Origin of the sequence: Micromonospora echinaurantiaca, from assembly GCF_900090235.1 — a bacterium.
Lineage (GTDB): Bacteria > Actinomycetota > Actinomycetes > Mycobacteriales > Micromonosporaceae > Micromonospora > Micromonospora echinaurantiaca.
On sequence record NZ_LT607750.1, the window covers coordinates 1,477,184 to 1,497,303 of the forward strand.

Genomic DNA, 20,120 nt, shown 5'->3' on the forward strand with positions numbered 1-20,120 from the left:
CGCGATGCCCGGCAGAATTCATCGATCAGGAAAACCGCTTCCGGTGCACGCGAGTGGGTGGACCACAAGCTTCACCTGGCGTGCGAGTAGTAGGAGCGCGCCGAGCGCGCGTCGCGCCACCTCGACCACAGCCCGGGACCGTCGCCGGGCAGTGCCAGGCGGTGAGCGGCGGTGGCGGCCCGCCGGCGGTGCCCGGAAAGTGTCTGTGCCGGCTGTTAGCGTGCGGCCCGGGTGCTACCGGCGGGTGTGCTCGAAGGGGCGTGGACCGGGTGGACGGCAGCGAGAAGAACGCATTGTTGGCGTTCCTGGAGGCGCAACGTGCCAGCGTGCTGGCGATCATCGACGGCCTCGACGCCGAAGCCCTGACCACCGCGGTGCTGCCCTCGGGATGGACACCGCTCGGTCTCATCGAACACCTCGGCTACGCCGAGCGGCACTGGTTCCAGGAAGTCGCCACCGGCGCCGCCGAGCCGTTGGCCTGGCCCGACGACGACCACACCCCCCTCACCACCCCGCGCCCACCCTCGGTGGTCCTCGCGTTCTATCGCGACCAATGCGCGCGATCCAACGCCGTCCTGGCCGCCACTCCACTGTCGACGCCCCCGCGCGGGCGTCACCCCGGTCCGCTCGGGGACGAGACCACCGACCTGCGCCGGATCGTCCTGCACATGATCGAGGAGACCGCCCGCCACGCCGGCCACCTCGACGTCGCACGCGAGTTGCTCGACGGAACGACGGGGCTGGGGCCGCGATAGCCACGCACGGGCTGTCGATGAGAGCGAGCCAGCACCCCGATCAGATACGGCGGAGCACCAGCGTCACGAAGCCCAGAACGTTGCGGTACCCGCGCAACCACTGATCGCGGTGCTCCGCGGCGACGGTGAGCGCCTGGGCGGCGTCCGGATGGCCGGGGTTGTCCAGCGCCCACTCGGTGAGCGAACCGATCCACGACCATTCGTAGTCGTCCCACTCGGCGGCGTCGCTGACATGGGCGTACACCGGCGTCCAGCCGGCCTGCTCGGCGGCGTCGACCAGGCCGGCGAGGTCGGTGAAGTCCTCCCGCTTCGCGTCGAGCGCCGCGAGTGCCTCCGGAGCCGGCGGGACCTGCCAAAATCCCTCACCGACCAGCAGGATGCCGTCGGCGTTCACCTGCCGACCGGCCAGCTTCAGCGTCTCGCCGAATCCGCCGAACGCGTGTGTCGAACCGACGCAGAGCACCAGGTCGTAATCGCCGTCCGGCACGTACGTCCGGGCGTCGCGCTCGTGCAGGGTGAGCCGCTCGGCGAGGCCGCGTTCGGCGGCGGCGCCGGCGGCGCGTTCGAGGGCGTACCGGCTGACGTCCACGCCGTCCGCGTGCCCGTCGGGGTAGTGAGCGAGGGCCTGCAGCGCCCAGGCTCCCTCTCCGCAGCCGAGGTCGAGCACGCGAGCCGCCGGTTGGCGGCCCGCTCGGCGTAGGAGCCGGTTGACGTTGACACCGAAGATCGGGGCCGCGATCGGGTGGTGCGAGTGCGCGATGCTACTGAGCCGTTGACGATCCACCGCCAGAGTCAACACGAGTCCGGTCGACGCCCGCACCGGGGTTGTCATGCCTCGCGCGGTATCGAGCAGTTCGAGGAACGCTGGTTCCAGGCACCGGACGAGCTCTACCCCTGGCCGGTCCGGGACGCCGCGACGCTCCTGCTCGGCAGGGTCTCCCCAGAATCACGGCATACCTCGACAGCAATCCGTGGAGAGAGCGTCCGTGGGAACGCGCGACCACCTGAACCACCGCGCGCGCCTGGCGTGCACCACTCGGCCGACGCCAGGGCGTCAGCGACACACGATCGCGACGTTGAGGAAGAGGCAGCACGAGCTCACGGTGCACAAGACGAGCGCAGAACCGGCTCGAACCGCGACGTCGACGCCGCCGCGGTGACGTCGGGTCACGGGCAACGTCTGCTCCACGGCCACGAGGCCCAACCAGCCGAGCAGTACGAGCGGAAACCAGAGATCCCAGGAAGCGTCGTCGAACGCGCTCGCGTTTCCGTTCCCGCCGTGGTTGGGGCAATCCTCGTAGCGCGTGACCGGGTCGAGGACCATCAGCAGCGCCGCGATGGCCGCGCCGCCGACGAGGCAGGCCCAGAATCCGCTGAGCCGTGACGGGCGCCACCGACGGTCGACCATCAGCTCAGCCTAGAAGCGCCCCCGCGCGCGGTTGCGCAGACCCGTGCCGCCACCGCGAAGGTGCGGTGTCCCCGCTGCCACTCGCCGGATGAACTCCGGTGCGGTGGTCAGCCCGGCCAGCTGAGGCGCGGCGCCCGGCCGAGGAACTCGGCGTAGCCGGTCAGCGCGCGCTCCACCCGCGCCCGCACCCGCTCGGTCAGCGGCACGAGCGGGTGCACCGTCACTGTCACCCGGGTCGGGTCGAGCGTGCGCTTCCAGGTGCCCACGACGCGGCCGGCGCGCACGATCGTCGCCTGGAAGACGCCGTTGCCGCCGGGCACGATCGCCTTGACGTGGGCGGGATCGACCATGAGGGACCGGTCGCGGTAGCCCAGCAGGTACTCGTCGAAGCCGGGCAGCACCAGCACGTCGTCGACCCGGCGCGGCGCGGTGTCGAGCAGCACCGGATCGACCACGGCGGCCTCGCCGTCCACCAGTACCGGCGCGAGTGCGTCACCGGCGGCGGCGAACCCCCGGCGGGCGTCGGTGAGGGTGAGCCCGGTCCAGCCGGCGAACTCCCGTGCGGTGACCGGCCCGTGGGAGCGGATGTAGCGGTGGGCGAGCGTGGCCAGCGCCTCGTCCCGGTCGGGCCGGTGCGGCTGCGGCGCCCACTCGTCGAGCAGGGCGAAGGTCTGCTCGGTGCCGACGTTCGGTGCCAGGCAGGTGACGCCCCGGACGCTCGCGTACCAGAGCAGGTGGTAGCCGCGCTGCCCGGAGGTGGCTATGCCGGCGGCCTCCAGCGTGGCCAGGCACTCGGCCCGGGTCAGCCGGCCACCGCCGGCCAGCGCTCCGCCGAGCACCTCGACCGCCCGCTCCGCGTCGGCCTCGCTGAGCCCGAGCTGCGCCCACCGGGTCGCCGCGCCGGCCAGCGACCGTACGCCGGTCAGCTCCAGCATCCAGCGGGCGTCGCGGGGCGGCACCAGGTGCACGGTGCCCCGCATCGGCCAGGTGCGCAGCGCCTCCCGCCGCTCCAGGGCGGCGTGCACGGCGGCGTGGTCGTGCCCGGGCAGCCGCACCCCGAGCGACCACATCCCGCTGGCCAGATCCTGCGCCTGCATGGCGCCGAACCACTGCACCACGTCAGCCACCGTGGCCGGGGCGGCGGCCGGGTGCGGACGGAGCAGCAGGCTGGTCATCCGCAGCGCCAGCGCTTCGGTGGCGGTGAGCAGGTGCACGGGGTGGCCCTTTCCGGTCGGGTGGCCGCCAGCCTAGGTCCCGGCACCGACGTTTCCGGGCACCGCCGCCGTCGTCCGCCGTCCGCCGCCGCCGTCCGCTGCCGCCGCCGTCCGCCGCCGCTGTCCGTCGACTGTCATGGAGGCATGACGGCCGGCGGAACGGGAATGCGCCTCGGGCAGTGGGCGCGCTCCGCGCCCGAAGGGAGCGACATGACTGCATCCAGCGAGCCGGTGCGGGGCGCCGGCGCACCGACCCGGGCCGGCCGGACCGGTACGGCGGCCAAGACCAGCGCCGCGGCCACATTCGCCCTCGTCTTCGGGGTGGCCGCGCTGATCAGCGTGCTCACCGTGATCCTGGCCTGGATCGGCCTGCTGCTCGGCATCATCGGTGTCGTGCTCGGCATCGTCGGCCTGAAGATGGCCGGCCGCCCGGGGGTGACCGGCCGGGGCGTGGCGATCGGCGGCCTGGTGCTCAGTGCCCTGGCGGTGCTGATCGGGCTGGCCTTCGGCGCCGGGATCACCACCTTCCTCAACGACGAGGCGGCGGTGGACCGGATGCAACAGCAGGTCGACGACCTGCGCGACCGGCTCGACTGAGCGCGGATCCGGACGGCACGGACGGTGGCTCCCCTGATCGCGCTGCGCCAGCCACGCTGCCGGCGAAGCGCGATCCCCCGTTCAGGTTCCCCGGTGCGGCGGGCTGCCGGTCGCGCCGACACCGGTGCGACCAGGATCCCGGCCGGCGGCCGAAACGGCACCGGTTCGGATCGGAACTTGCGGAAATCTTGAGCCGTGACAACCGTCTCGGATCAGAGCCGCCGGTGCATGACGAGCAGGTCCACGAACCCGTCGCGCGGGTGCCGGAACGCCTCCGGCACCCGGCCGACCACCTCGAAACCGAGCGAGCGCCACAGCGCCACCGCGCGGGTGTTCGTCGCTACCACCGCGTTGAACTGCATGGCCCGGTAGCCCTCCGCGCGGGCCAGCGTCAGCACGTACTCGCCGAGTGCCCGCCCCACGCCGCGGCCGGCCGCGGCGGGGACGACCATGAAGCTGGCGTTGGCGACGTGGTCGCCCGGGCCGAGCTGGTTCGGCACCAGCTTGGCGGTGCCGAGCACGGTGCCGTCCGGATCGACCGCGACCACGGCCCGGCCGGGCGCCGGCACCAGCCACATCGCCCGGGCCCGGTCCTCGTCGACGTCGCGGGGCCAGGTGTACGTCTCCCCGGCGGCCACGATCTCGCGCAGGAACGGCCAGATCCGGGGCCAGTCGCCGGCGGTGGCGGGTCTGATCTCCATGCCTCCAGGATCGCCCGTCCAGGTGGCCCGGCCGCACCGGGGCCGCACCGGCACCGATCGCCGCCCTGGCGCCGTTTGTCCGGGCGTCTGCCGGGTAGTCGCCGGAGCTTGCCCGAGACGAGGAGGACCGATGGCTGACCGGACCAAGGTCGCGGTGATCTACTACAGCGCGACCGGCATCACGTACCAGATGGCGCAGGCGGCGTGCGAGGCCGCCGGCGACGCGGGCGCCGAGGTACGGCTGCGCAAGGTGCACGAGCTGGCGCCGGACGAGGCGATCCGCTCCAACTCGGGCTGGCACGCGCACGCCATGGAGACCCAGGACGTGCCCGAGGCGTCGCTGGACGACCTTTCCTGGGCCGACGTCGTCATCTTCGGCTCACCGACCCGGTACGGCGTGATGGCCGCCCAGCTCAAGCAGTTCATCGACACCACCGGCCCGCTGTGGTCGCAGGGCGCCCTGGTGAACAAGGTCTACTCGGCGTTCTGCTCGACGGCCACCTCGCACGGCGGGCAGGAGGCCACCCTGCTGTCGCTGTTCAACGTCTTCTACCACTGGGGCGGAGTGGTGGTGACCCCCGGCTACACCGAGGCGAGCCAGTTCGTCGGCGGCAACCCGTACGGCGCCTCGCACACCAGCAACAACGGCGAGACCGCGCCGGACGACATCGCGCTCACCGCCACCGCGCTGACCGCCAGGCGGGCGGTGCAGCTCGGCACCGCGGTGAAGAAGGGCCTGGCCGGCTGACCGGCGCAACCGGGGCGCCGGCCGGATCCGGGCGGCGGGCGGTGGCCGGTGGCCCGGGCGGGGGCTCTCGGGCCCGTCCGGACCACCGGCACCGGCAGCTCTACCCGGGTACGCCTCCGGTCACGCCGGCTCGGCGGCCGGCAGGCTCACCGGCAGCAGGTCGGTCAGCAGTTCGCCGAGCACGGCCAGCCCGTCCGGGCTGAGCACCGACTCGGGGTGGAACTGCACCCCGGCGAAGCCCGGGCCGCGCAGCGCGTGCACCGCGCCGTCGGCCTCGTCCCGGGCCAGCAGCACCGACCCGTATCCGGTGGCCAGGCGGTCGGCGTCGGCGCGGGCGGTGAAGCTGGAGTAGAAGCCGACCCGGCGCGGCACGCCGAAGAGCGTCACCTCGCGTTGCAGCCCCTGGTAGGGCGCGTCCCGCCGATGCAGGGCCAGCCCGAGCAGCCCGGCCAGCAGCTGGTGGCCCAGGCAGACCGCCAGGGTGGGCCGGCCGTCGGCGAGCAGCCCGGCGAGCAGCCCGCGCAGCGCGCGCATCTTCGGGTCGGTGGCGCTGCCCGGGTCGCCCGGGCCGGGGCCGACCACCACCAGGTCGTACCCGTCGAGCGGGCCGGGGGCGTGCCAGGGCCGCAGCGTCACCGCCAGGCCGAGCGCACCGAGCTGGTGGGCCAGCATCCCGGTGAAGGTGTCCTCGCCGTCGACGATCAGCGCCCGCCGGCCGGTCAGCCCGGGCAGGCCGGCCGCCCCGGGGGCGCGCTGGTCGAGCCAGAACCGGGCCAGCGGGGCGTTGCGGGCGGCGAGCGCGGCCCGTACCTCCGGGTCGTCGGCGAGCGGTCGTTCCGGGCCGGGACGCGCCGAGGCGGCACGGTCGTGGCCCACCACCGGCTGCCGGCCGGGCGCCGGTGCCTGCGGGCCGAGCCCCAGCGCGGCGAGCACGCCGGCGGCCTTGGCGTGCGTCTCGGCCACCTCGCCGGCGGCGGTGGAGTGCCGGACCAGGGTGGCCCCGACCGGCACCCGCAGCTCGCCGGCGGGGGAGATCTCCGCGGTGCGGATCAGGATCGGCGCGTCCAGGGTCTGCCGGCCGGCGTCGTCGTGGCCCAGCAGGGCCAGGACGCCCGCGTAGTAGCGCCGTCCGGTGCGCTCGTGCCGGGCGATCACCCGGCAGGCGTTCTCCATCGGGCTGCCGGTGACGGTGGGCGCGAACATCGTCTCCCGCAGCACCTCGCGGACGTCCTTCGAACCCCGACCGGCGAGCAGGTACTCGGTGTGCGTCAGGTGCGACATCTCCTTCAGGTACGGCCCGACCACCTGGCCGCCCCGCTCGGCGACGGTGGCCATCATCTTCAGTTCCTCGTCCAGCACCATGTACAGCTCCTCCACCTCCTTGGGATCGGCGAGGAAGCGCAGCAGCCCGGCCCGGTCCGGGGTGGCGCCGGTGTGCCGGAAGGTGCCGCTGATCGGGTTCATCATGATCAGACCGTCGTCGACGCTGACATGCCGCTCGGGGCTCGCGCCGACCAGCACCCGGCCGCCGGTGTGCACCAGGAAGGTCCAGTACGCGCCGCGTTCGCCGAGCAGCAGGCGGCGCAGCGCGGCCAGCGCCGCCCGCAGCGGCGGGCCCTGCACGGTGGCCCGCAGCGTGCGGTGGATGACGAAGTTGGCCCCCTCGCCACGGCCGATCTCCTCGGCCAGCACCCGGCCCACGGTGGCCGCGTACTCGTCGTCGTCGACGTCGAACCCGACATCGGTGGTGACCACCGGCAGGTCCGGCAGCGCGGCGAGCGCGTCGGCCAGCGTCACCCGCTCGTGTCGCTCGACGAGCAGGCACTCCAGCGGCATTGCGTCGTCGACGCAGGCGAAACCGCGCTCGGTGACCTGCCGGTAGGGGACCAGCGCCAGCGTCCGCGGTCCGGCCGGGCCGGCCGGCAGCGGCACGTCGGCGAGCCGGTCGACGGCGCGGACCGGACCGGCGTACAGCTCCAGGTGGTCGGCGCCCTCGCGCCGCACGAGCGCGAACGGGCCGGGGTCCGCGCCGCGGGCGACGGCGGCGAGCAGGTCGGACAGGTGGGGCATGGTCTCTCCTCGGGCCGGGGTGCCGTCCGACGGGACGGCCCGGGGCCGGAGCAGACCGGCGGCCGCCTCGACGGGCGGCCGCGTGGGATAGCTACGCGCGGGGGATGGCCGCCGGGTCGGCGGGCCACCAGCAGGTCAATCGCGCGAGCATGCGACCACCCTACGCGGTGGGTGGGCCGGCGGGAAGCCGATCGGGCGTACGCCGTTGCGCCAGCGCTTCGGTTGCCAGCTCAGCGGGTACGTTGACCCGCGATGAACATTCTCGCTCTGGACCTGGGCACCTCGTCGGTGCGCGGGCTCGTGCTGGACCCGGACGCCCGGCCGTTGCCGGGTGCGCTGGCCCGGCGCCGGGTGCAGCTGCTCGTCGGCGACGACGGCACCGGCACCCTGGACGGCCCCCGCTACCTGGCCTGCCTGATCGAGTGCCTGGACGAGCTGGCCGCCGGCGGTCACCTGCGGGACGTGTCGCTGGTGGCGACGAGCGCGCAGTGGCACTCGGTGGTGCCCGTCGGCGCCGACGGTGCGCCGCTGGGGCCGGTGCTGACCTGGTTGGACACGCGGCCGGAGGCGCTGCCCGGTGCGGTCGGGCCGGCCGACCCGGACGAGTACCACCGGCGCACCGGCGCCTGGTGGCACCGCTGCTACTGGTCGCTGCGGCTGCCCTGGCTGCGGGAGCACACCGGCGGCCGGGTCGCCCAGTTCCTCGGCCTGCCGGAGTACGTGCTCGGCGAGTTGCTCGACTCCGCCCCGATGTCGATGTCCCAGGCCTCGGGCACCGGCCTGCTGGACCTGCGCACGATGGACTGGGACCCGGAGGCCTGCGCGCTGTCCGGCAGCCGGCCGGACGACCTGCCCGAGCTGGCGTCGGTGTCCTGGCGGGGCCGGCTGCGCCCGGCGTACGCGCGGCGCTGGCCGCAGCTGGGTGACGTGCCGTGGGCCGGCCCGGTGGGCGACGGCGCGGCGGCGAACGTGGGCTCCGGCTGTGTCGGGCCGGACCGGGCGGCGGTGACCGTCGGCACGTCGGCGGCGGTCCGGCTGATGCAGCACGTCCCGGTCGGAGCGGCGCTGCCGCCGCTGCCCGAGGAGCTGTGGCGCTACCGGGTCGACCACGAGCACGTGGTGACCGGCGCCGCGTACTCCTCCGGAGGCAACCTCTTCGCCTGGGCCAAGCGGGAGCTGCGGCTGCCCGAGGGCACGGAGCTGGACGCCGCCCTGGCCCGGTTGCCGGCGGCCGGCCGGCTGCCGGTGAACGTCCGGTTCGGCGGGGACCGGCCGCCGGGCCTGGTGCCGGCCGGCTCGGGCGAGCTGCGCGGGTTGAGCTTCGGCACCAGCGCGGTGGACATCCTGGCCGCGCTGATGCGGGGGCTGTGCGACCTGGTCGCCGAGAACCTCGCCGTGCTGGAGTCCACCGTCGACAAACCGGTGGACGTGGTGCTGGGCGGGGGAGCGGTGACCGCCTCCCGGTGGTGGCGGTCGGCGTTCGCCGCGGTGCTCGCGCCCCGGCCGGTGTGGCATGGCAGCAATCCGGAGATCGGGGCCAGCGGCGCGGCGCTGGTCGCGTCCGGCCGGATCGGTGACGCCACCCGACTCGCCGACATCAGCCGGACGGATGAGAGCGCCTCACCCTCCTGAGTCGCACCTCAGCCCGGCCCGTTGACACAGCTCGCGTGCCTGATTGGATGGACTGCGCTCCCCGGGTCGCGGCGGACGCGGGGAACGTAGGAGGCATGTGTGGGCGCAGGTTCGGACCGGGCGCACGGCGCGGTGTCCAGCCACCGCCGGCGCCGGTTCGACGTCCGGGTCGTGCCACACCGGCGCCGCTCGCCGTTCCGGCTGCGCGACTGGCGGATGCGGACCAAGCTCGCCACCGTGCTGGTCGTCCCCTCGGTGGCCTTCCTCGTGCTGGCCGGTGTGCAGACCGGCGCGCTGGTCAACCAGACCACGGCGTTGAGCGACTTCGCCCAGCAGGTGGGCATCGGCCGGGAGATCACCGCCGCGGTGCACCGGCTCCAGCAGGAGCGCGACCGGGTCGCCGGTGAGCTGGCCGAGCTGCGCCGGGTCGGTGCGGGCGGCGACCGCGATGTCACCATCGCCGCGCTGAAGCCGCTGGAGACCGCCACCGACCAGGCGATGCGCGAGCTGCGCCAGGCGGCGCAACCGCTGACCGACGCCGACGCGTCCTGGCGGGTCGCCTACTCCGAGGCGCTCGAGGCGTACGACCAGGTGGTCTACATCCGCGCCGCGGTGCCGCCGGCGGTGCTGGGCAGCGACACCATCCTGAGCAACTACCACCGGGCCATCGACGTGCTGCTCAACCTGCTCGCCGAGCCCTCGCCCGGCGACGAGCACCCGGCGCTCAGCGACGCGGTGCTGCGCTACGTGCAGCTCGCCCGGGTCAAGGAGCTCTCCTCGCGGGTGCGCGCCGAGCTCTACGCGGCCGCCCGTGCCGGCCGGTACGACGTGGAGGACCAGGTCGCGCTGAGCGACCTGCGCGCCCAGCAGCTGACCGCGCTCGGCGCGTTCCGGGTCGCCGCGACCGCCGAGCAGATCCGCCGCTACGACCAGACCTCGGTGGACCCGGAGTTCCTCGCCGCCACCCGGCTGGAGGAACGCAGCCTGCCGAGCGGCGGCGAGCCGGAGGTGCTGCCCGCTCCGGACTGGTGGGCGGCCAGCGAGGACCGCCAGGAACTGCTGCGGCAGTTCGAGGTGGCGGTGCTGGACGACGCGGTACGGCAGGCCGACGGCGCGAGCGCCGGTCAGCTGCGTACCACCCTGCTGGTCGCCGGCGCGATCGTCACGGTGCTGCTGTTCGCGCTGCTCATCTCCGTCCTGGTCGGACGTTCGGTGGCCCGGTCGATGCGGCTGCTGCGCAGCCAGGCGCTGCGGATCGCCCAGGTGGAGCTGCCCGACGCCCTCGACCGGCTGCGCACGGTCAGCGGGGGCGTGCCGGCCATCGACGTGGCGCCGGCCGTGGTGCGGTCGCTCGACGAGATCGGCGAGTTGGCCGAGGCGTTCGTCGCGGTGCACCGCAGCGCGGTCAGCGTCGCCGTCGAGCAGGCCACCATGCGCCGCAACGTCAACGGCATGTTCGTCAACCTCGCCCGGCGCAGCCAGGTGCTGGTCGAACGGCAGCTGGAACTCCTCGACGACCTGGAACGGGAGGAGAGCGACCCGGACCAGCTGGAGAACCTGTTCAAGCTCGACCACCTGGCCGCCCGGATGCGCCGCAACGACGAGAGCCTGCTGGTGCTGGCCGGCACCGAGTCGACCCGGCGGTGGAACCGGCCGGTCCGGCTGGCCGTGGTGCTGCTCGCCGCCGGCGCCGAGATCGAGCAGTACCAGCGGGTACGGCACGAGTCGGTGGCCGAGCTGCACGTCGTCGGGCACGCGGTCGGGGAGCTGGTGCACCTGCTGGCCGAGCTGCTGGAGAACGCCACCGCGTTCTCCCGGCCGGACACCGTCGTCCGGGTCACCGCCCGGCCGGAGGGCCACGGCGCGGTGGTCGAGATCGACGACCGGGGCCTGGGGATGAGCCCGACCGCGCTGGCCGAGGCGAACGCGGTGTTGGCCACGCCACCGGCGGCGGACGTCGCCGCCGTCGAGCGGATGGGTCTGTTCGTGGTCAGCCACCTGGCCGCCCGCCACAAGATCGAGGTGCGGCTGCACGCGAGCGGGGACGGACTGACCGCCCGGATCCGGCTGCCGCGCGAGCTGCTCGCCGCGGATCCGGGGCCGGAGCTGGACCCGCCTGGGGCGTCCCGGATGCTCACCGGCGCGATCGCCGCCGCGAACCGGGCCCGCCCGGTCGAGCTGCCGGTGGCCGGGCGGCGGCCGGATCCGGCCGTGCCCCGGTCGGCCCGTCCGGTGCCGGTACGGGCCGAGGACGTGCTCGCCCCGGCCGCGGCGCCGGTGCCGGCCGGTGGCGGCTGGTGGACCCGGCACGGGCCGGCGACGACCCCGTCCGTGGACGGCATCCCCGTCCCGCCGGCCGTTCCGGTGACCGGCGGCACCAACGCTCGCGGCCTGCCGGTACGGGTGCCGATGGCACAGCTGGCGGCGGTCACCCGGTCGGCCCGGCCGGAGCAGCCGCCCACCCGCCACGAGCCGGATCCGGACGCGGTCGGCGGCATGCTCTCGCGGCTCTACAGCGGGGTGCGCCGGGCCGAGGCCGAGGAAACCCGAGAGATACCCATGCCGCGCGGCGGCGTGCCCAGCGAAGGGGGACGACAGTGACGACGACGTTGAGCCAGGAGGCCCGCGACCTGAGCTGGCTGGTCAGCGCGTTCGCGCAGCGGGTGCCGGGGGTGGCGCACGCGGTGGTGGTCTCCTCCGACGGGCTGCTGGTCGCCATCTCCGACCACCTGCCCCGCGACCACGCCGACAAGCTGGCGGCGGTCACCTCGGGGCTGATGAGCATCACCGCGGGCGCCGCCCAGATGTTCGACGGCGACGTGGTCAAGCAGACGGTCGTCGAGATGGGCCGCGGCTACTTCCTGGTGATGCAGGTGCGCGACGGTTCCATCCTGGCGACCCTCGCCGGCGCGGACGCCGACATCGGCGTGGTCGGCTACGAGATGGCGCGGCTGGCCAAGCAGGCGGGGGAGATGCTCACCCCGGCGCTGCGCGCGGAGTTGCAGCAGGCGCTGCCCCGCTGAGTCCGGCGGACGCGCACCGCCGGCCCCCGTTCGGGCCCCCGGCGGCGCGCGTCCCGGCTCCCACCGGCCCCGCCGACCCGGCCGGTGGGGGCTCCCGACGGTCAGAGACCGTTGCGGGCGATCACCGTGCGGTACCAGTGGGCGCTGCGCTTGAGCACCCGGCGCTGGGTCGGGTAGTCCACGTAGATCAGACCCCAGCGCTGGTCGTAGCCCTCGGCCCACTCGAAGTTGTCCAGCAGCGACCAGACGTGGAAGCTCTCCAGCGGCACGCCGGCGCCGATCGCGCGGTGCGCGGCGGCCAGGTGGTCGCGCAGGAAGTCGATCCGGCCGGCGTCGTCGACGGTGCCGTCGGCGCCGAGCACGTCCGGGGTGGGCAGGCCGTTCTCGGTGACGGTGAGCGGGATCGGGCCATAGTCGCGGGTGACCCGGGTCAGGATGTCGTACATGCCGTCCGGGTAGATCTGCTGCCAGTCGGCCTCGGAGGTGGGCCACCGGCGCACGGTGCCGCCGCCGGCGGTGACGTAGATCGGCGTGTAGTACTGCACGGCGAGCAGGTCGACCGGGGCGGAGATGACGGCCAGGTCGCCGTCGCGGATGCCGCGGACCAGCCGGCTGTCCGGGCCGAGGTCGGCCAGCACGTCCTGCGGGTAGCTGCCGCGCAGCACGGAGTCGAGGTAGAGCCGGTTCTCGTAGCCGTCGTAGAGCCGGGTGGCGGCGGCCGCTTCCGGGGTGTCGTCGGCGGGGTAGCAGGGGTGCAGGTTGAAGGCGGGGCCGATCCGCCCGGCGCCGCCGACGGCCCGCAGCGCCTGGACGGCGAGCCCGTGGGCGAGTTGGAGGTGGTGGGCGACCAGGTACGCGGCGTCGGGGTCCTGCCGGCCGGGTGCGTGGTGCCCGGACAGGTAGCCGTTCTGCACCACGGTCTTCGGCTCGTTGATGGTCAGCCACACCGGCACCCGGTCGCCGAGGGCGCGGAAGACGGCGTCGGCGTAGTCGGCGAAGCGGTGGGCGACGTCCCGGGACTCCCAGCCGCCGGCGTCCTGGAGGGCCTGCGGCAGGTCCCAGTGGAACAGCGTGGCCATCGGCGCGATGCCCCGCTCGTGCAGCCCGTCGACCAGGCGCCGGTAGAAGTCGAGCCCCCGCTGGTTCGGCGCGCCGGTGCCGTCGGCCTGGATGCGCGGCCAGGAGATGGAGAACCGGTAGCTGCGCAGCCCCAGGTCGCGCATCAGGTCGAGGTCGTCGCGCCAGCGGTGGTAGTGGTCGGCGGCCACGTCGCCGGTGTCGCCGTTGCGGACCCGGCCGGGGGTGCGGCTGAAGGTGTCCCACACCGACTCGCCGCGGCCGTCCTCCTTGGCGGCGCCCTCGATCTGGTACGCGGAGGTGGCCGCGCCCCAGCCGAAGTCCGGCGGGAAGCGCAGCGGCCCGGCGGGTGCGGCGGCGGTGTCCGGGTCGGCGGCGCTCTCGTCCGGGTCGTCGCAGCCGCCGGCGGTGCCCACCACGGCGGCGGTCGTGGTGGCGCCCAGCCCGGTGCCGGCGGCCGTGGCGGAGGTGGCGGAGAGCGCGGCGCGGCGGAGCAGGTGCCGCCGGGTGAGTGTCGACATGGATTCTCCTCTGATGGTGCGTGGCCGCCGCCGGGTGCCGGGAGCGCTCCCAGCATAGTCAGGCGCTACCAGCCGGTCATCCGCCGGCCGGGCGGGACGGGGTCCCGGGCCGCGGCGGCGGCGATCGGGGTGGCGAAGGCGGGGAGGTGCGGCGGGCACCGGTGGGTGTGCCGCGGCGGCGCCGGGGCGCGCGGTGGCGTGCCGGCCGGGGCGCCGGGCGGGCGCCGGGCGGGGAGCAGACGGGGTGGGCGCAGGCACGGGCGAGGCGGCGGTGCCGGCGTGGCGGCCGGTCCGATCGGCCCCTTTCCCCGTCGTGAAGGGGGGTTTAGTGTGGGGACGGGGGAGGGCAACCCCCGTCCCCACCGTTGCTGTACACGCACGGGCGGAATCGGCGTCCTGTCGTGCGTGTCGCGCGGGAGCCGGGCCACGCGAGTGGCTTGAGGATCCACCTCCCTCCGCTGGGCGGGATGTTGGCTGGCGGCGGCGTCCGGGCTGGCCCGCCGTCAGCCTTCGGGCTGGTCCCGAGGTCCGTCCGCGGACTCGCCTCAGGTCGATCTTGTTGGTGGAACTTCATCGATGGAAGCGCTCCCATCGACGATGCTTGCGACTGTAACGCCCGTCACGGCTTTGTGAAAGCCCCAAAACGAGATCGAAACATCTGACTGCCCGGCGCGGCCCGCGCTTGTTGTGGGAGCGCTTCCATGGCACACTGTCGATCGACCGCGTCGCGGAGCCAGCTCGCGAGAGCGCGGGTCGCCGAGGGCATCCGGCAGGTCCGGCACGGCACCCGAGCCAGCCCGGCGAACGCCGCCCCCGTCACGGGCGTCGACCGCCGTACCCCCGCCCGGGCCGGGGCCACCACCATCCCGGGCGCCTGTGTCCCCCTCGTCGGGGCGGGTGCCCCGCCGGGGTTTCGAGCCCCCGGCCTGGTCCGAGGAGACACCGCGCACATGAGAAATCTGGCACGACGTCGCCGGCTGGCGATGGTCGCGGTCACCGCGCTGGCCGTCGGCGGGGTCACCCTGCCGGCCGGCGCCGCGCAGGCCGCCCCGGCCTGCGACGTGGTCTACGCGACCAACGACTGGAACACCGGCTTCACCGCCAACGTCACCATCAGGAACCTCGGCGATCCGATCAACGGCTGGACGCTGAAGTTCACCTTCCCCGGCAACCAGCGGGTCACCCAGGGCTGGTCGGCCCGATGGAGCCAGACCGGCAACGAGGTCACCGCCACCAACGAGGCGTGGAACGGCAACCTGGGCACCGGCGCCAGCACCAGCATCGGCTTCAACGGCTCGTACAGCGGCAGCAACCCGAAGCCGACCTCGTTCTCGGTCAACGGCGTCACCTGCGGCGGCACCCCGCAGCAACCCCCGACCGTCGCGCTGAGCGTGCCCGCCGGCCCGTTCGAGGCGCCGGCCGACGTGCCGCTGACCGCCACCGCCAGCGACCCCGACGGCACGATCAGCAAGGTCGAGTTCTACCGCAACGGGCTGCTGGTCAACACCGACACCACCGCCCCGTACGGCTACACCCTGGAGGACCTGCCGGCCGGCGACTACACCGTGCAGGCCAAGGCGTACGACAACGCCAACCTGACCGCCACCGCGGAGCGCGCCTTCACCGTGACCCCGGCCAGCGGGCCGGTGCTGGTGGCCACCCCGTCCTCGGTGAGCGTGACCGAGGGCGCCAGCGCCGCGGTCAACCTCAAGCTCAGCGCGGCCCCGACGGCCAACGTCCCGGTGACCGTCGCCCGCACCGGGGACGCGGACATCACCGTCTCGCCGACCACCGTGACGCTCACCCCGAGCAACTGGAACACCGGGGTCAACGTCACCGTCGCCGCGGCGGAGGACGCCGACACCGTCGGCGGCACCGCCACCCTCACCGCCTCGGCCACCGGGTACGCCCCGCTGGCGATCACCGCCACCGAGATCGACAACGACACCCCGGGCGGCGACAACGAGTACGTCGAGCGGTTCCTCACCCAGTACGGCAAGATCAAGAACTCCGGCTACTTCAGCCCGGAGGGCGTGCCGTACCACTCCATCGAGACGCTGATCGTCGAGGCGCCCGACCACGGCCACGAGACCACCTCCGAGGCGTTCAGCTTCTGGCTGTGGCTGGAGGCCCAGTACGGTCGGGTCACCCAGAACTGGGCCCCGTTCAACAACGCCTGGACGGTAATGGAGAAGTACATCATCCCGTCGCACGCCGACCAGCCAACTGCCGGTGCCGCCGGCACCCCGCAGTACGCCGCCGAACACGACCTGCCCAGCCAGTACCCGTCCCAGCTGGAGCCGTCGGTGCCGGTCGGCCAGGACCCGCTGCGCAGCGAGCTGCAGTCCACCTACGGCACCGGCGACATCTACGGCATGCACTGGCTGCTCGACGTCGACAACACCTACGGCTACGGCCGGTGCGGCGACGGCACCACCCGGCCGGCGTACATCAACACCTTCCAGCGCGGCACCCAGGAGTCGGTCTGGGAGACCGTGCCGCAGCCGTCCTGCGACACCTTCGCCCACGGCGGCCAGTACGGCTACCTGGACCTGTTCGTCAAGGAGTCCAACGCGCCGGCGAAGCAGTGGAAGTACACCAACGCCCCGGACGCCGACGCCCGTGCGGTGCAGGCCGCCTACTGGGCGCTGACCTGGGCCAAGGAGCAGGGCAAGGCGGCCGATGTGGCGGCCACCGTGGCCAAGGCCGCCAAGATGGGTGACTACCTGCGCTACGCGATGTTCGACAAGTACTTCAAGAAGATCGGCAACTGCGTCGGCGCCAGCGCCTGCCCGGCCGGCACCGGCAGGGAATCCGCGCACTACCTGATGTCCTGGTACTACGCCTGGGGCGGCGCGTACGAGACGAACCAGAACTGGTCCTGGCGGATCGGCTCCAGCCACAACCACTTCGGCTACCAGAACCCGTTCGCGGCCTGGGCGCTGACCAACGTGGCCGAGCTGAAGCCGAAGTCGCCCACCGCGGTGGACGACTGGACCAGGAGCTTCGAGCGGCAGTTGGAGTTCTACACCTGGCTCCAGTCCGCCGAGGGCGGCATCGCCGGCGGCGCGACCAACAGTTGGGGCGGGCACTACGGCCAGCCGCCGGCCGGCACCTCCACCTTCTACGGCATGTTCTACGACGTCGACCCGGTCTACAACGACCCGCCGTCCAACCAGTGGTTCGGCATGCAGGCCTGGTCGATGCAGCGGATCGCCGAGCTCTACCTGCAGACCGGCAACACCCGGGCCAAGGCACTGCTGGACAAGTGGGTGCCGTGGGCGATCGCCAACACCACGCTCGGCGCCAACTGGTCGATCCCGTCGGACATGACCTGGAGCGGCCAGCCGACCACCTGGAACCCGAGCAACCCGCAGCCCAACACCAACCTGCACGTCGAGGTCACCACCCGCGGCCAGGACGTCGGCGTCGCCGCCGCCTACGCCCGCACCCTCATCGCGTACGCGGCGCGCTCCGGCAACACCGCGGCGAAGGACACCGCCAAGGGGCTGCTGGACGCGCTGCACGCGGCCAGCGACGCGCAGGGCGTCTCCACCACCGAGAAGCGCGGCGACTACCGGCGCTTCGACGACGTCTACGACGCCAGCACCGGCCAGGGGCTCTACGTCCCGCCGGGCTGGACCGGCACGATGGCCAACGGCGACGCCATCGCCGCGGGCAAGAGCTTCGTCGACATCCGTTCCTTCTACAAGAACGACCCGGCCTGGCCGAAGGTCCAGGCGTACCTCGACGGCGGCCCCGAGCCGACCTTCAACTACCACCGGTTCTGGGCGCAGGCCGACGTCGCCATGGCGTACGCGGACTACGGCAACCTGTTCCCCAACGGCTGAACCGGCCTTCCGGGTGGACGGTTCGCCCCGTCCACCCGGGAGCCCACCGGGCGGCGGGAGGAATCCCGGACGCCCGGTCGGCAAGGCGGCCTGACGCCCACGGTCAGGCCGGGGTGGGCCGGCCATCCGGCCGACGCAGCGGGTCGGTCGGCCCACCCCACCGCCCGGACAACCCGCGCCTCGAAAAAGCCCGAAAAAAGAGGCCGTCACGGGATCACGCGCGGGACCGCGACGGAGTAACGTACGTCACCGGAGAGGCCGCTCCCCCCGTGGCGGCCTCTCCATCACTTTTCCGGCGCCGCCGCCACCGCACCGGCCCGGTCCACCGGATGCCGCAGCCCCGGATGCCCCGCCGGCAGCGACCGGCGCACCACCACCCAGCTCACCGCCAGCGCGGCGGCCACCAGCGGCCAGCTCAGCGCCACCCGGGCCACCGTCAACGCGAGCACCTGCCCGGCCAGGTAGAGCGGCAGGAACACCGCCACCCGCAGCACGTAGCTCGCCGCCCAGACCCAGCTGCCCCGCCCGTACGCCCGCAGCAGCGCCGGATCCCGTCGCCACCGGCTGCGCTGGCGCAGGGCCACCCCGACCACCACCCCGAGCAGCGGCCAGCGCACCGCGATGCTCACCATCCAGGCCAGCGCGCTCGCCGCGTTCGAGAGCAGCTGCAACAGGAAGAAGTCCTCGGCCCGCCCGGTCCGCAGGGCGATCAGCGCGGCCACGCAGACGGCGAGCAACCCGATCAGCACCGACCTCGGCCGGTCGCCGCGGCGCAGCCGCCAACCGGCCACCACCGTGCCGGCGACCACGGCCGCCCCGATCCCGGCCCAGAGCGAGTGCCCGCCGAGCAGCCAGCCGGCGGCGAACGCGACCGGCGGCAAGGTGGCGTCGACCGCGCCCCGTCGGCCGCCGAGCAGGTCGGCGAGCGACTCCGGGCGACCCGCCCCAGCCCCGTCCGACCGCTCGGTGGGCGGCAGGTTCCGCTCCGGTCCGCCGGTCACCCGTCACCTCCTACCGTCGGCACAAACCTAATGCGGTACTCGAGACGCGTTATCGGGTACCCGGTCGGATGTGGTGAATCGACGCAGTGTCAGCACGCGGGCCGTCGCCGGACCGGCCCGCCGATCCGGCTACCGTGTGCGGGTGCACGCGACGGCAAGGCGTTGGACGGCGGTCTGGTTGGTCGTACTGGCCATCGTTCAGGCGGCGGCCCTGGTCGTCGTGTGGCGGGTCGCCATGCACACCGGCCTCGGCCAGTGGGTGGACACGGTCGCGCTGACCGGCAACCGGATCGGCCAGGACCGCATCGACGAGCCGGTGGACCGGTTGCTCAACGCCATGTCGGTGGTGTCCCTGGTGGCGACCACCGCGGTGATCGGCTTCATCGCGCTGATCCGGGGGCGGATCGCCCTGGCCGTCACGGCCACCCTGCTGGTCGTCGGCGCCAACGTCAGCACCCAACTGCTCAAGTACGGACTGGACCGGCCCGACTTCGGCATCGACCCGCAGCGGGCGTACGCCGGCAACAGCCTGCCCAGCGGCCACGCCACGGTCGCCGCGTCGGTGGCGGTGGCGCTGGTGCTGGTGCTACCCCGCAAGGTCCGGGCGCTCGGTGCCCTCCTCGGCGCCGGTTACGCCGCGGTCGCCGGGGTGGCCACCCTCTCCGCCGGCTGGCACCGGCCCAGCGACGCGGTGGCCGCGTTCCTCGTGGTCGGCGTCTGGGCGGCACTGGCCGGGCTGCTGCTCCTGGCCCTGCAACGCGACCAGGCCCAGGTGTCCTCCGCCGACGCGCACCGGGTGGCCGCGGCGGTGCTCGGCGTCGGCGGCGCGCTCGCGGTGATCGGCTGCGCGCTCGCCCTGTCCTGGCTGGTCGACCTGCGCGGCACCCCGCCCACCGAGCTGTCCCGGCGACCGCTGTTCGTCGGCTACGCCGGCAGCGCCGCCGGCATCGCCGGGACGATGGGCCTGGTGATGGCGCTGGTGCTCACCGCCGTGCACCGGCTGGTGCCGCGCCGCCCGGGCTGACGGCGCTCAGCGGGCGTACGTGCCGACCATCGTGCCGCTGGCGAACTCCTTGTCGGTGAGCGCCCGGTACACGTCGGGCACCTGCGGCGCGTCGGGCAGTTCCAGCGGGCGCTGCAGCGCGTAGAGCCGGAAGAAGTAGCGGTGCGGGTCGTCGCCCCGGGGCGGCTGCGGCCCGCCCCAGCCCATCTCGCCGAAGCCGTTGGGCCACTCCCGGCCGCCGAGCGGCACGCCGCCCTCGGGCGTTCCGTCCGAGTTCCGCGAGATCCCGGTGACCAGCCAGTGCAGGAACGGCGTCTTCCCGGCGTCCGGGTCCTCCACGAACAGGACCAGCTCGACCGCGGAATCCGGCACCTGCGACCACTCCAGCGGTGGCGAGACGTTGCCGCCGTCGCGGGCGACGCGGTCCGGCAGCCGGTCGTGGTCGTTGAACGCGGTGCTGCGCAGCATGATCCCGGCCATCCCTGACGCTCCTCTCGTCGGCCCGGTCGCGCGTACCCG

At 74.0% G+C, this 20,120-nt stretch carries 16 protein-coding genes; 8 read left to right on the forward strand and 8 right to left on the reverse strand.

Annotated features, from left to right (window positions below; all coding sequences use genetic code 11):
• Window positions 1-269: 269 nt before the first annotated feature.
• Complete coding sequence (locus tag GA0070609_RS33795) at window positions 270-755, forward strand: DinB family protein (protein WP_197700218.1); 486 nt, start codon at window positions 270-272, stop codon at window positions 753-755.
• 40 nt (window positions 756-795) lie between these two features.
• Here the strand turns inward: GA0070609_RS33795 and GA0070609_RS06825 are convergent, their stop codons facing one another.
• The 3 genes from GA0070609_RS06825 to GA0070609_RS06835 all read right to left on the reverse strand — a co-directional run bounded on the left by GA0070609_RS06825 (window position 796) and on the right by GA0070609_RS06835 (window position 3,338).
• On the reverse strand, window positions 796-1,539 hold the full coding sequence (locus tag GA0070609_RS06825; RefSeq protein ID WP_088997543.1) for an SAM-dependent methyltransferase: 744 nt from the start codon (window positions 1,537-1,539) through the stop codon (window positions 796-798).
• Window positions 1,540-1,809: 270 nt separating this feature from the next.
• Complete coding sequence (locus tag GA0070609_RS06830) at window positions 1,810-2,163, reverse strand: hypothetical protein (RefSeq protein ID WP_088993022.1); 354 nt, start codon at window positions 2,161-2,163, stop codon at window positions 1,810-1,812.
• Between the two features lie 107 nt (window positions 2,164-2,270).
• The gene (locus tag GA0070609_RS06835; protein WP_088997544.1) at window positions 2,271-3,338 is read right to left on the reverse strand and encodes a winged helix DNA-binding domain-containing protein; all 1,068 of its coding nucleotides are present in this window, start codon (window positions 3,336-3,338) and stop codon (window positions 2,271-2,273) included.
• 249 nt (window positions 3,339-3,587) lie between these two features.
• Here GA0070609_RS06835 and GA0070609_RS06840 point away from each other — a divergent pair, with 249 nt between their 5' ends.
• On the forward strand, window positions 3,588-3,974 hold the full coding sequence (locus GA0070609_RS06840; protein ID WP_088993023.1) for a DUF4190 domain-containing protein: 387 nt from the start codon (window positions 3,588-3,590) through the stop codon (window positions 3,972-3,974).
• 212 nt (window positions 3,975-4,186) lie between these two features.
• Here GA0070609_RS06840 and GA0070609_RS06845 read toward each other — a convergent pair whose 3' ends face one another.
• Window positions 4,187-4,675 (reverse strand): GNAT family N-acetyltransferase, encoded by a 489-nt coding sequence (locus tag GA0070609_RS06845; protein WP_088993024.1) that lies wholly within the window; start codon window positions 4,673-4,675, stop codon window positions 4,187-4,189.
• A 130-nt stretch (window positions 4,676-4,805) separates the two neighbouring features.
• Between GA0070609_RS06845 and wrbA the strand changes: the two genes are divergently transcribed.
• On the forward strand, window positions 4,806-5,423 hold the full coding sequence (wrbA, locus tag GA0070609_RS06850) for an NAD(P)H:quinone oxidoreductase (protein WP_088993025.1): 618 nt from the start codon (window positions 4,806-4,808) through the stop codon (window positions 5,421-5,423).
• A 120-nt stretch (window positions 5,424-5,543) separates the two neighbouring features.
• Here wrbA and GA0070609_RS06855 read toward each other — a convergent pair whose 3' ends face one another.
• The gene (locus GA0070609_RS06855; protein ID WP_088993026.1) at window positions 5,544-7,493 is read right to left on the reverse strand and encodes an anthranilate synthase family protein; all 1,950 of its coding nucleotides are present in this window, start codon (window positions 7,491-7,493) and stop codon (window positions 5,544-5,546) included.
• A 252-nt stretch (window positions 7,494-7,745) separates the two neighbouring features.
• Here GA0070609_RS06855 and GA0070609_RS06860 point away from each other — a divergent pair, with 252 nt between their 5' ends.
• The 3 genes from GA0070609_RS06860 to GA0070609_RS06870 all read left to right on the forward strand — a co-directional run bounded on the left by GA0070609_RS06860 (window position 7,746) and on the right by GA0070609_RS06870 (window position 12,148).
• Window positions 7,746-9,125: a gluconokinase gene (locus tag GA0070609_RS06860; RefSeq protein ID WP_088993027.1), complete on the forward strand. Its 1,380-nt coding sequence runs from the start codon at window positions 7,746-7,748 to the stop codon at window positions 9,123-9,125.
• Window positions 9,126-9,224: 99 nt separating this feature from the next.
• Window positions 9,225-11,726: a sensor histidine kinase gene (locus GA0070609_RS34810; protein ID WP_088993028.1), complete on the forward strand. Its 2,502-nt coding sequence runs from the start codon at window positions 9,225-9,227 to the stop codon at window positions 11,724-11,726.
• Window positions 11,723-12,148 (forward strand): roadblock/LC7 domain-containing protein, encoded by a 426-nt coding sequence (locus tag GA0070609_RS06870; protein WP_088993029.1) that lies wholly within the window; start codon window positions 11,723-11,725, stop codon window positions 12,146-12,148. The genes GA0070609_RS34810 and GA0070609_RS06870 overlap by 4 nt, the downstream gene beginning before the upstream one ends.
• 101 nt (window positions 12,149-12,249) lie before the next feature.
• On the opposite strand, the gene GA0070609_RS06875 is transcribed toward GA0070609_RS06870, so the two are convergent.
• Window positions 12,250-13,746: a GH1 family beta-glucosidase gene (locus tag GA0070609_RS06875; protein WP_088993030.1), complete on the reverse strand. Its 1,497-nt coding sequence runs from the start codon at window positions 13,744-13,746 to the stop codon at window positions 12,250-12,252.
• Window positions 13,747-14,705: 959 nt separating this feature from the next.
• On the opposite strand from GA0070609_RS06875, the gene GA0070609_RS06880 reads away from it, so the two are divergent.
• Window positions 14,706-17,597: a glycoside hydrolase family 48 protein gene (locus tag GA0070609_RS06880; protein ID WP_172899481.1), complete on the forward strand. Its 2,892-nt coding sequence runs from the start codon at window positions 14,706-14,708 to the stop codon at window positions 17,595-17,597.
• Between the two features lie 284 nt (window positions 17,598-17,881).
• Here the strand turns inward: GA0070609_RS06880 and GA0070609_RS06885 are convergent, their stop codons facing one another.
• Window positions 17,882-18,574 carry a DUF3159 domain-containing protein gene (locus tag GA0070609_RS06885; protein ID WP_088997545.1) on the reverse strand — a complete coding sequence of 231 codons (693 nt, stop codon included), beginning with the start codon at window positions 18,572-18,574 and terminating at the stop codon, window positions 17,882-17,884.
• A gap of 160 nt (window positions 18,575-18,734) precedes the next feature.
• Here GA0070609_RS06885 and GA0070609_RS06890 point away from each other — a divergent pair, with 160 nt between their 5' ends.
• On the forward strand, window positions 18,735-19,622 hold the full coding sequence (locus GA0070609_RS06890; RefSeq protein ID WP_088993032.1) for a phosphatase PAP2 family protein: 888 nt from the start codon (window positions 18,735-18,737) through the stop codon (window positions 19,620-19,622).
• A 6-nt stretch (window positions 19,623-19,628) separates the two neighbouring features.
• On the opposite strand, the gene GA0070609_RS06895 is transcribed toward GA0070609_RS06890, so the two are convergent.
• Window positions 19,629-20,081: a YbhB/YbcL family Raf kinase inhibitor-like protein gene (locus tag GA0070609_RS06895; protein ID WP_088993033.1), complete on the reverse strand. Its 453-nt coding sequence runs from the start codon at window positions 20,079-20,081 to the stop codon at window positions 19,629-19,631.
• Window positions 20,082-20,120: the final 39 nt, after the last annotated feature.

What these genes read in the sequence shown, in the direction of transcription:
- wrbA (WP_088993025.1), top strand. Translation starts at nt 4,806, where the DNA reads ATGGCTGACCGGACCAAGGTCGCGGTGATCTACTACAGCGCGACCGGC.
- GA0070609_RS06895 (WP_088993033.1), bottom strand. Translation starts at nt 20,081, where the DNA reads ATGGCCGGGATCATGCTGCGCAGCACCGCGTTCAACGACCACGACCGG.
- GA0070609_RS06845 (WP_088993024.1), bottom strand. Translation starts at nt 4,675, where the DNA reads ATGGAGATCAGACCCGCCACCGCCGGCGACTGGCCCCGGATCTGGCCG.
- GA0070609_RS06830 (WP_088993022.1), bottom strand. Translation starts at nt 2,163, where the DNA reads ATGGTCGACCGTCGGTGGCGCCCGTCACGGCTCAGCGGATTCTGGGCC.
- GA0070609_RS06875 (WP_088993030.1), bottom strand. Translation starts at nt 13,746, where the DNA reads ATGTCGACACTCACCCGGCGGCACCTGCTCCGCCGCGCCGCGCTCTCC.
- GA0070609_RS06860 (WP_088993027.1), top strand. Translation starts at nt 7,746, where the DNA reads ATGAACATTCTCGCTCTGGACCTGGGCACCTCGTCGGTGCGCGGGCTC.
- GA0070609_RS06835 (WP_088997544.1), bottom strand. Translation starts at nt 3,338, where the DNA reads ATGACCAGCCTGCTGCTCCGTCCGCACCCGGCCGCCGCCCCGGCCACG.
- GA0070609_RS06840 (WP_088993023.1), top strand. Translation starts at nt 3,588, where the DNA reads ATGACTGCATCCAGCGAGCCGGTGCGGGGCGCCGGCGCACCGACCCGG.
- GA0070609_RS06855 (WP_088993026.1), bottom strand. Translation starts at nt 7,493, where the DNA reads ATGCCCCACCTGTCCGACCTGCTCGCCGCCGTCGCCCGCGGCGCGGAC.